The 10,460-nt window shown below is 71.9% G+C and carries 8 protein-coding genes; 5 read left to right on the forward strand and 3 right to left on the reverse strand.

Annotation, left to right across the window (positions count from 1 at the left end):
- Positions 1–43: 43 nt before the first annotated feature.
- Together ACGFI7_RS40260 and ACGFI7_RS40265 are read left to right on the forward strand one after the other, a co-directional pair.
- Positions 44–1,621 (forward strand): chitinase, encoded by a 1,578-nt coding sequence (locus ACGFI7_RS40260; protein ID WP_393414609.1) that lies wholly within the window; start codon positions 44–46, stop codon positions 1,619–1,621.
- A 14-nt stretch (positions 1,622–1,635) separates the two neighbouring features.
- Positions 1,636–3,060 (forward strand): carbohydrate-binding protein, encoded by a 1,425-nt coding sequence (locus ACGFI7_RS40265; RefSeq protein ID WP_393414612.1) that lies wholly within the window; start codon positions 1,636–1,638, stop codon positions 3,058–3,060.
- Positions 3,061–3,093: 33 nt separating this feature from the next.
- On the opposite strand, the gene ACGFI7_RS40270 is transcribed toward ACGFI7_RS40265, so the two are convergent.
- A complete protein-coding gene (locus ACGFI7_RS40270; protein WP_393414615.1) occupies positions 3,094–4,686 on the reverse strand; it encodes a molybdopterin-dependent oxidoreductase in 1,593 nt (530 codons plus the stop codon).
- Positions 4,687–4,802: 116 nt separating this feature from the next.
- Between ACGFI7_RS40270 and ACGFI7_RS40275 the strand changes: the two genes are divergently transcribed.
- Complete coding sequence (locus ACGFI7_RS40275) at positions 4,803–6,176, forward strand: hypothetical protein (protein WP_393414618.1); 1,374 nt, start codon at positions 4,803–4,805, stop codon at positions 6,174–6,176.
- Here ACGFI7_RS40275 and erm read toward each other — a convergent pair.
- Entirely contained in the window at positions 6,165–6,893 is a 729-nt protein-coding gene (gene erm, locus ACGFI7_RS40280) for an ErmE/ErmH/ErmO/ErmR family 23S rRNA (adenine(2058)-N(6))-methyltransferase (RefSeq protein WP_393414621.1), read from the reverse strand. The genes ACGFI7_RS40275 and erm overlap by 12 nt on opposite strands.
- Before the next feature lie 332 nt (positions 6,894–7,225).
- Here erm and ACGFI7_RS40285 point away from each other — a divergent pair, with 332 nt between their 5' ends.
- Positions 7,226–8,083 (forward strand): hypothetical protein, encoded by an 858-nt coding sequence (locus tag ACGFI7_RS40285; protein ID WP_393414624.1) that lies wholly within the window; start codon positions 7,226–7,228, stop codon positions 8,081–8,083.
- 270 nt (positions 8,084–8,353) lie between these two features.
- Positions 8,354–9,037, forward strand: a complete 684-nt coding sequence (locus ACGFI7_RS40290; RefSeq protein WP_393414627.1) for a DUF6597 domain-containing transcriptional factor — start codon at positions 8,354–8,356, stop codon at positions 9,035–9,037.
- Here the strand turns inward: ACGFI7_RS40290 and ACGFI7_RS40295 are convergent.
- Positions 8,994–10,067, reverse strand: a complete 1,074-nt coding sequence (locus tag ACGFI7_RS40295; RefSeq protein ID WP_393414629.1) for an AI-2E family transporter — start codon at positions 10,065–10,067, stop codon at positions 8,994–8,996. The two genes, ACGFI7_RS40290 and ACGFI7_RS40295, sit on opposite strands and share 44 nt — an antisense overlap.
- Positions 10,068–10,460: the final 393 nt, after the last annotated feature.

Consider the following 10,460-nt stretch of genomic DNA (forward strand, 5'->3'; position numbering starts at 1 on the left):
CCAGGCGCGAGCCGCACGACACGCCACCGACAAGGACGACAATGTGAAAGTACGCGTGATCGTGGTCGCCCTCGCGACCCTCGCACTCGGCCTCACCGCACCCCCCGCCCAGGCGGCCTCGGCGACCGCGACCTTCGCCAAGGTGTCCGACTGGGGCACCGGCTTCGAAGGCAAGGTCACCGTCACCAACGGCACCTCCAGCCCGATGAACGGCTGGAACGTCCAGTTCGACCTCCCGGCGGGCCACGCGATCGCCTCCGCCTGGGACGCCGCCCAATCCAGGAACGGGCAGCACTACACCTTCACCAACCCTTCCTGGGCCCCGTCGCTCGGCCCCGGCGCGAGCGCCAGCTTCGGCTTCACCGGCAGCCCGGGCGACTTCCCCGGCATCACCGGCTGCACGCTCAACGGCGCCCCCTGCGGCGGCGGCACCGACCCGGACCCCGGAGTCCCCGGCAGACCCGGCCGGCTCACGGCCACCGGCGGCACCGGCGCGATCACCCTGACCTGGACCGCCGCGAGCGGTTCCGTCGACGGCTACCGCCTCTACGAAGGCTCGGCTGTCAAGGCCGCTGTCAGCGGCACCACCGCCACCATCACCGGCCTCGGCGCCTGTGAGACCCGCACCTACACCGTCCGGGCCCACAACGGCGCGGGCGAGTCGGCGCCCAGCGACCCCGCCACCGCCACCACCGCCGGCTGCGACCCCGGCGAGCCGGGAGAGGGGCTGCCCGATCACTTCCTGACCGGCTACTGGCACAACTTCGTCAACCAGGCCGCCGAACTGCGCCTGTCGGCCGTGCCCGACGAGTACGACCTGATCGCGATCGCGTTCGGCGAGGCCACCGCGACACCCGGCGAGGTCGTCTTCGGCCTCGACCCGGGCCTGGCCACCGCGCTCGGCGGCTACACCGACGCCCAGTTCACGTCCGACGTGCGGGCGCTCAAGCAGCGCGGGAAGAAGGTCATCCTCTCCGTCGGCGGCGAGGCCGGACGGGTGCGGGTCGCCGACGCGGCCGCCGCCACCAGGTTCGCGGACTCCGTGTACGGGATCATGACCGCGTACGGCTTCGACGGCGTGGACATCGACCTGGAGAACGGGCTCGACGCCACTTACATGGCCCAGGCCCTGCGGGCGCTGCGCGCCAAGGCCGGCGCCGGCCTGATCATCACGATGGCGCCGCAGAGCATCGACATGCAGTCGACCGGGATGGAGTACTTCAAGCTCGCCCTGTCGATCAAGGACATCCTCACGGTCGTCCACATGCAGTACTACAACTCCGGCTCCATGCTCGGCTGCGACCGGACCTGGGCGTACTCCCAGGGGTCCGTCGACTTCCTCACCGCGCTCGCCTGCATCCAGCTGGAGAACGGGCTGCGCCCGGACCAGGTGTCGCTGGGCCTGCCGGCGGGGCCGGGCGCCGCGGGCGGCGGCGTGGTCGCGCCCGCCGTCGTCAACCAGGCGCTCGACTGCCTGGCCACCCGGACGCGGTGCGGGTCGTTCGTGCCGCCGCGGGCCTATCCCGGGATCCGGGGCGCCATGACCTGGTCCATCAACTGGGACGCCACCCACAACTGGAACTTCTCGAAGACCGTCAAAACGCACCTCCAAGGAATGTAATGAAATTTCGTCGCATGTTCCTTGCGTTACTCGCCTCCCTCGCCATGACGCTCTCCGGCCTGGCCACCCTCACCGCCCCCGCCGCCCACGGCGCGACGGCCGTCGCGTACCCCGCCTGGACGGCGTGGACCTCCTACACCGCCGGCACCCGCGTCACCCACAACGGCGTCGACTACGAGTGCGTGCAGAGCCACACCTCCCAGCCCGGCTGGGAACCCCCGGTCGTGCCCGCCCTGTGGAAGCAGGTCACCGGCGGAGGCGGCGGCGACACCCAGGCGCCCTCCGTGCCGGGCAACCTGCGCTCGACCGGCGTCACCTCCAGCAGCGTCTCCCTGGCCTGGAACGCCGCCACCGACAACGTCGGCGTCACCGGCTACCAGGTCTACCGGGGCGGCAGCCTGGTGACGACCGTCAGCGGCACCTCGTACACCGACACCGGCCGCGCGGCGAACACCGGCTACACCTACACCGTCCGGGCCCGCGACGCCGCCGGCAACCTCTCCGGCCACAGCGCCGCCGTCACCGCCCGCACCTCAGGCGGCGGCACCGACCCCGACCCGAACCCCGGCCGCATGCCCGGCGCCCCCTACCTCTGGATGGGCTGGGGCAACCCGCCCAACCCCGGCACCGTCATGGACGCGACCGGCGTCAGGTCGTTCACCATGGCGTTCATCCTGTCCAGCGGCGGCTGCAACCCGGCCTGGGACGGCCAGCGCCCGCTCACCGGCGGCGCCGACCAGCAGGCGATCAACACCATCAAGTCCAAGGGCGGCAGCGTCCAGATCTCCTTCGGCGGCTGGCAGGGCAACAAGCTCGGCCCGAACTGCGCCACCCCGCAGGCCTTCGCCGGCGCCGTGCAGCAGGTCATCAACGCGGTCGGCCCGGCCGTGGTCGACTTCGACATCGAGAACTACGACGAGTTCGAGAACTACACCGTGCAGGACCGCATCCTGAACGGCCTCAAGATCGTCAAGCAGAACAACCCCAACGTCAAGGTGGTCGTCACCTTCGGCACCTCCACGACCGGCCCGAACGCGCACGGCGTCCGCCTGATCAACCAGGCCAGGGCGCTGAACGTGCCGATCGACAATTTCACGATCATGCCGTTCGACTTCGGCAGCTCGAACATCTACCAGGACACCGTCAACGCCGCCGAGGGCCTGAAGAACGCGCTGAAGAACGCCTACGGCTACACCGACGCCCAGGCGTACGCCCGCATGGGCATCTCCGGCATGAACGGCCTGTCCGACCAGCAGGAGCTGACCACCCCGCAGACCTGGCAGCAGATCACCGACTGGGCCAAGTCCAGGGGCCTGAACCGGCTCGCGTACTGGGGCGTCAACCGTGACCGCCCCTGCCCGGGCGGCGGCGTGGTCTCCAACTGCAGCGGCATCGCCCAGGCCGAGTGGGAGTTCACCCGCATCACCGCCGGCTTCTGAGCGCGCACGAGCCCGGGGTGCCCCGCCCCGGGCTCACCGCACCCGCACCAGCTGGGTGGGCTTGAGCGGCACCCCCACCCCCGGCGGCCGGTAGACCGGCAGCGCCTCCCCGTACTCGTACATCCAGGCGTGGTCCACCACGGTCCGCATGCCCTGCTCACCGATCTCCGGCTCCTCCCGGACGGTCTCCACCTGGCCGTCCGACAGCTTCGCCACCATGTCCGCGACCAGCCGGGCGTCCGGCGCGGCCAGGTCGCACCGCTCGTCCGGCCCGATCAGCAGATCCACCTGCGGCGGCAGCGGGTAGATCCACCGCGACAGCGCCAGCACCCGCGGCGGCGGCGCCATCGGCAGCCCGCCGCGCACCGCGTCCAGCAGCACCGTCCGCGACGTCCGGCGGTCGAACATCCCGTCGGCCAGCGCCCAGCTCAACGCCCCCAGATCCGCCCGGTCCTCGCCGCACGCGTGCAGCACCAGGTACGGCACCAGCGGCACGCCCGCGCCGCCCGACGCCTGCGCCCACCCCTGACGGCAGCCGGTGAGCACGAGCAGCGCCAGCATCGCCCGGTAGGCGGTGTCGGCGTGCGGCGTGTCCAGCCAGCCCGGCACCACCATGCACCGCCCGCCCGTCTTCTCCGCCGTGACGCCCAGCTCCCTGGCCAGCTTCAGCGCCCGCGACGCCGCCACCCCCGTGTGCGCCTCCTGCCAGCCAGGCGTGTACGGGGCGGTCCGGTCGTCGTAACCCCCCGGCCAGTTGCCCGGCAGCCCCGGCCGTGCCAGCCCGTACACCGCCAGCAGCAGGTCGAACACCGTCGTCACCAGGCCGTCGCCGTCGCGCACCGCCGGCACCCCGCGGCGCAGCACCCCCGGCCCCACGTCGAACCGCGGCAGCAGCACCTCCGTGGCCATGACCCCGTCGCCCCCGTACAGGCTGAGCCGCCCGGCGGCGCGGCCGAGCATCCCGCCCGGCACCAGCCCGTCCTCCAGCTCCCGCAGCCGCACCAGCGCCGGCAGGTCGGTGCGGGCCATCGCGTGCGCGGCGAACGCGGGCCGGTCCAGGAAGAACTCCTTGAGCAGCACGTGGCCGACCGCCATGGCCAGCGCCCCGTCCGTGCCGGGCCGTACCACCAGCGTCTCGTCCGACAGCCGCGTCGGGTGCGGGCCGATCGCCACCACCTTCTGCCCCTTGTAGCGGCCCGCGATCACCCACGGCGAACCGGGCGCGCGCACGTTCCTGTTGTTCTCGCCCCACAGCAGCACGTACGCGGCGTCCGCCCAGTCCTCCGGCCGCGGCCCGCGGAAGTGCGGGCCGAGCAGCTGCGCGGGCGCGCTCGACTGCTCGGTCAGCACCGCCCCGCCCAGCCCGCCGACCAACCCCGCCAGCGGGGCCGTCGACAGCGCCGCCACCTGGTCGGACCCGTGCTCGGACGCCGTGTGCACGATGGCCGCGGCGGCCAGCTCGGCCGCCGTCGCATCGTCCAGGGGAACCCGCCGGCCACCCCGCGCCTGCCGGTAAAGCTCAGAATTCGCTGTGAGTTCCGCCCACGCCGCGACCGGGTCGCGTAGCCCGTCGCGCGCCTCGAAATACAGCCTGACCAGCGCCTGGTTGACTTCGGATCCCCCCATGCGAAAAGTTCAGCACAGACGGTCATGTTCTGACGCCTTAAGACCCCGCATGTCGGAGATTCAAAACAGAACCCATGTGGCAGCGCCGGAGGGGGTAGGGCAATCTAGGTCCCGCCATGGAAACTGCACTCCCTACCGCCATCATCCTCGCCGTCGGCCTCGCGCTCGCGCTCATCGCCCAGTGGCGTGACTGGCGGCCGCCGCTCTGGGCCGCCCTGCTCGTCGGCGTGGTGGTCCGCGTCGTGCTGATGATCACCGCGGCGGGCGACGCCCACCAGCCGGTCGACTTCGTCAACAGCTTCAAACCGGCGGGCGAGGCGGTGCTCAACGGGCAGGACCCGGTCCTGGCCAGCAAGGGCGGCTGGCACTTCCTGCCGACGATCCCCTACGTGTACGGCATCCTGCTGTGGCTCGGCATCCCGTGGGAGTACACCGGCCGGATCGTCACCGTGGTGGCCGACATCGTGCTCATCCCGCTCGTGGCCAAGCTCGCCGGCGGGCCGAAGGCGTCGCTGCGCGCCTTCCAGTACGCGCTCAACCCGCTCGCCCTGATGGTCGCCTGCCTCCATGGCCAGGTCGAGCCGGTGGCGCTGGTGTTCGGGGTGGCCGCGTTCGTGGTCGCCCGGGGCCCCGGCGCCCCCACGGCCCGGATGGACGCGCCCGCCGTGGTGCGCGGCGCGCTGGCCGAGCGCGGCTGGAAGGGCCTGCCCGGGTGGGCGCTGAGCACGCTGGGGCAGGCGCTCCGGCCGGGCGAGGGAGACCGCGCGGCCCTCAAGAGAGGCGCCTACGCCGGCCTTCTCATGGGGCTGGCGCTGTGCGCCAAGAGCTGGCCGATCTGGCTGATCCCCGGCATGCTCCTGCTCCTGCCGCAGCTCCGGTCCAGGCTCGTGGCGCTGCTCTGCACGGGCGCGGTGCCGATCTTCTTCCTGGTGACGCTGCCGGTCTTCGCCGGCACCTCGCTCAACCAGATCCCCGAGGTCATCGACACGATCAGGGCCATCCGCCCGATCGTCGGCGAATGGGGCTGGACCCCTCACCTCACCGGCGGCGACTGGGCGCTCCGCGCCGACCTGGCGAGCATCGGCACGTACCTCATCTACGCCTGCGTCCTGGCCGCCATCTTCATCTGGTGGCGGGCCGACCCGATCGACATGACGATCGCCATCCTGCTGATCTTCATGGTGGTCACGCCCCGGCTGGGCGCCCAGTACCTGCTGTGGTTCATGCCGTTCCTGGTCGCCAGGCCCACCCGGTTCGCCTGGCCGGCGATCATCGGGGTGTCGCTGTGGGCAGGCTACGGCTACCTCTACATGACCCAGTACAAGGACATGGACTGGTGGCTCCTGCACCAAGACTGGTCGCGGGTGTCGATCGTGCTGCTGCCGGTGCTGCTGGCCGCGATGCCGTGGGGACGGCGCAAGCCGCCGGAGCACGAGCCGGCCGGGCCCGCCGCTCCGACGGGCCCGGCACACCTCATCTCACGGTCCTAGCCGCTCGTACACGGTGACCCACTGGTCGGGGTGCACGTAACCCACGACGGCGTCGCGTGCCACCCCGGCGGCGGAGAGCGCCGCGTCCACCCCGTCGTAGCGGGTCCTGAGCGAGGCGCGCAGCGACCCGCCCACCCCGCTGAACCCCAGCTCCACCAGCCGCTGCCAGTCCCGGCCCGAGCGCACCAGCGGCGCCGGCCTGCGCTCGATCCGCAGGATCGCCGAGTCGACCGACGGGATCGGCCGGAAGCACTCCCGGCCGATGCGGTCGCCCATCCGCCAGCGGAACCACGGCCACGACTCCACCGTGACCAGGCTCCACCGGCCGTAGCCGCCCGCCCGCTTGCGCGCGTACTCCAGCTGGGTGACCAGCGTCGCCGAGGTGAGCGACCGCGCCCGCAGGCACCAGCCCACGATCCGCGAGGTGGCGGAGTACGGGATGTTGCCGACCACCGCGAACGGCTCACCCGGCGGGCGGGCCGCGGCGAAGTCGCCGCGCACCACCTCGACGCGCGGGTCGTCGCGGGTGCGTGACCTGAGCAGACCGGCGAGCCTCGGGTCGATCTCGTAGCCGACCACCCGCGCGCCGGCCTCGGCCAGCGCCAGGGTCAGCACGCCCTCGCCCGCCCCGGGCTCCAGCACCAGGCCCTCAGGAGCGGCGGCCTTGACCACCAGCTCCAGGGCATGCCTGTCGGCCAGGAAGTTCTGCGAGAGCACGCGTCTCGCCCTGTCCTTGGGCGTGCGGCCGCCCGAGCTCCTGGCCTTCTTCTGCGTGTGTGAATGATTTCCGTGCGCGTAGTCCTGCGCCACAGCTGCCCTTCCGGGTCCTCGAGTCGATAGGAAGCTCGAAGGGCCCCGGGCGCGCCGCGGACGCGCTCAACCGGTCGCGTCCGCTAGCGGGCCAGAGGCCGGCTGCGGCGGGTGCGAATCGAAAAGAAGCAACACATGCGGCCGACCGTACGGACGAGCCCGCCCCGGCGGCAACCGAATAAAGCCGGCGTCCGATTCCTACAAGTGGTCCGCGGGGCGGCGCGGGTAGCGTCCTGCGCATGGACGTTCTCCCACGGGCGCATCGCTACCTGCTGACCCACGCCAGGCTCCTCGACCGGCTCCGCTTCGAAGCCCTGTTCGCGGGCGGCTCACGGGACCGCGTCCTGGACGTCCTGCGCTGCTACCGGAACCCCGACGGCGGCTTCGGCCACGCGCTCGAACCCGACCTGCGCGGCGCCGCCAGCCAGCCGGAACCGGTCGAGGTGGCCTTCTGGATCCTCGACGAACTGGACGCGTTCGACGACCCCATGGTCCGCTCCGCCTGCGACTTCCTGCTGTCCGTCACCACCCCCGACGGCGGCGTCCCCTTCTGCCTCCCCAGCGTCCGCGAGGCCCCGCACGCGCCCTGGTGGCAGACCCCCGACGACCCGCCGGGCAACCTGATCCCCACCGCCTCGATCGCCGGCCTGCTGCACGCGCACGGCGTCGACCACCCCTGGCGCGGCCCGGCCACCGACTTCTGCTGGACGAGCATCGCCGCCGTCGACACGACCACCCCGTACGAGGCCCGCGCCATCGTCACCTTCCTCGACCTGGTGGACGACAAGGAGCGGGCGCTGGCGGAGTTCCACCGGCTCAAGGACGCCATCCTGGCCACCGTCACCATGGAACCCGACGCCCCCGGCGAGGCCCACTACCCCCTGGACTTCGCCCCCCGCCCGCTCCGCCTGCCCCTGTTCCCGGAGAACGTGCTCGCCCGGCACCTCGACGCCCTGGTCGCGGCCCAGTCGGACGAAGGCGGCTGGAACGGGAACTGGCCGATGTGGACCCCGCTGGTGGAGCACGAATGGGGCGGTCACATCACGGTGGGCCACCTCAACACCCTCCGCGCCTACGGCCGCCTGCCCTCCCGCTGACCGCCGGCGCACCCACCCCGCCCGGCCCTCGGCGGTCCGTGCCTTTCCCCCGGGTTCCTGCCCTGACCTCTCGCGTCCGCGTGGCCCGGGCTGGATGCGGGCGGTGCGCGCCCGTTCGCAGGGGCCCCCGGTTGGCTGTCGGCAGTCCGCGCCTCCCCCGAGTTCCTCCTCTGACCCTTCGCGTCCGCGTGGCCCGGCTGGATGCGGGTGGTGCGCGCCCGTTCGCGGGCTCCCGGTTGAATGTCGGTGGGCGGGCGTAGCGTTGGAGGCATGTACGTCGAATGGTCGCCGCCGCCCGCCCTGGCCGGGCGGCTCGCCTGCCTGTGGCGGCGGGTGAGCGAGGACGACCACCCGCAGCTCGTCGTGCCCGACGGCTGCGTCGACCTCATCTGGGGGCCCTCGGGCGCGTTCGTGGCGGGCCCCGACACCGGCCCCATGTTCTCGCGGATGGCCCCCGGAGACATGTTCACCGGCATCCGTTTCAGGCCGGGCGCGGTGGGAGAGGTGTTCGGCGTCCCGCTCCCCGAGCTGCGCGACCAGCGCGTGCCGCTGCCCGAGCTCGACGCCCTCCCGCCGCTCGACGCGGCGGCGGACGCCCCTGACCCCATGCCCGTGCTGCTCGCCGCGGTGGCCGACCGCCTGCGCCGCACCTCGCCCGCCGACCCGGCCGCCCCCGCCGTCGCCGCCTCGCTCGGCCGCGGCAGCAGCGTCCGCGAGGTCGCCTGGCAGCTGGGGCTGAGCGAGCGCCAGCTCCACCGCAGGAGCGTGAGCAGTTTCGGGTACGCGCCCAAGACCCTGCAGCGCATCGTCCGTTTCCAGCGCGCACTACGCCTGGCCCGGCGGGGCATGCCGCTCGCCGACGTGGCCGCCACCGCCGGCTACACCGACCAGGCCCACCTGTCTCACGACGTCAAGCGCCTGAGCGGCGTGACGTTGCGCCGGCTGGTGGGCTGACCGCCCGGTTGGAGATCAGCGCCCCGGCCCACGCCGCCGCCGGATCGCTGTCGATGAGCAACGCCTTGGCCAGCAGGCTCAGCGGAATGGCCAGGATCGCCCCCAGCGGCCCGAGCACGAACGTCCACACGATGAGCGACAGGAACGTCACCGTCGTCGACAACCCCACCGCGTCACCGAGGAACTTCGGCAGGATGAACGACTGCGTCACCACGTTGAAGACCACGTACGCCGCGACGACCAGCAGCATCTCCCGCACTCCGGCGTCGAGCAGCGCCAGCGTGGCCGGGGGCAGCAGCGCGATGACGAAGCCGATGTTGGGGATGTAGTTGGCGATCAGGGCGAGCACTCCCCACAGGAGCGGCAGCGGCACCCCGATCAAGTAAAGCGCGATCACGTCCAGGATCGCGTTGATCAGCCCGAACACGGTCGAGACGATCAGGTAGCGGCGCGTCCTGCGGGCGAACCGGCCCAGCGCCTCCACCAGCGCCACACTCCTGCCCTCCCCGGAGGCGAGGACCCGCGATGTCATGGGCGCGTCCAGGCACATCGCCAGCAGCAGCACGACCATGAGGAACAAGGAGGAGAACACGCCGATCACCCCGCCGAGGAGGCTCTGCGCGATCCCGATCAACCGTCCGGGGTCGAAGCTGTCGATGGTCCGGTCGAGCTGCTCGCCGCTGACGCCGAGGGAGAGGGCGTAGGCCCGCCCCTCGGTGAGCAACTGCTCGAACCGGTCCGCGTACGCGGGCGCGAGCGTGCTGAGCTGCACCGCCGCGATCGTCAGCACGCCCGCCATGCCCAGCAGCACGAGCACCAGAATGAGGAACGGCACCGCGACCTGCACCCAGGCCGGCGCCCGGCGCGCGGCGAACCACGAGCGCACCGGCGACACGGCGATGACCAGCACCAGCGCCAGCACGAGCGGCCCGGCGACGGACGACACCTCGCGCAGCCCGAACAGCACGATCATCGCCCCGGCGATGCCCACCAGGACGATGAGCGCTCTCGGCACCGACGACGCTTTCACGTACCGTACGTACCCGTGTCCTCACAGTGACACCGGTGCGCACGGCCGATTTGACGGCTACGGAAGCCGTCCATACAGTTCTCCGTGTTCCAACCGGGCAGGGCCTGCCCGTCGCCTCCCTCGACAGAGGGGAGCGAGGAGCCGCTTTCTTCCGGAGGTGGCGGTGCCACAGCCGGTCTCGTGCCGGATCTCTTCTTCTCTCCGATCTTCGATCGTGTCCGATTGGACAAGGCCCGAAGTTCGGAGTAAGTTAGAGGGGTTGCCTCGGAGACGGGGCGGTTGCTGATTTCCGCAGCTTGGAAGGGTCCGCGTCAATTTGACAGGGGCTCGGAGAGCCGGAAAAATAAGTGACACAAGACGAAATGAACGCCTCTGCGGCAGGGGCCACGGGTT

Source organism: Nonomuraea sp. NPDC048826, assembly GCF_043198225.1.
Lineage (GTDB): Bacteria > Actinomycetota > Actinomycetes > Streptosporangiales > Streptosporangiaceae > Nonomuraea.

Excerpts from the sequence above, each read along its gene's own strand:
- ACGFI7_RS40285 (WP_393414624.1), top strand. The coding sequence starts at position 7,226 with ATGGACGTTCTCCCACGGGCGCATCGCTACCTGCTGACCCACGCCAGG.
- ACGFI7_RS40290 (WP_393414627.1), top strand. The coding sequence starts at position 8,354 with ATGTACGTCGAATGGTCGCCGCCGCCCGCCCTGGCCGGGCGGCTCGCC.
- ACGFI7_RS40275 (WP_393414618.1), top strand. The coding sequence starts at position 4,803 with ATGGAAACTGCACTCCCTACCGCCATCATCCTCGCCGTCGGCCTCGCG.
- ACGFI7_RS40270 (WP_393414615.1), bottom strand. The coding sequence starts at position 4,686 with ATGGGGGGATCCGAAGTCAACCAGGCGCTGGTCAGGCTGTATTTCGAG.
- ACGFI7_RS40265 (WP_393414612.1), top strand. The coding sequence starts at position 1,636 with ATGTTCCTTGCGTTACTCGCCTCCCTCGCCATGACGCTCTCCGGCCTG.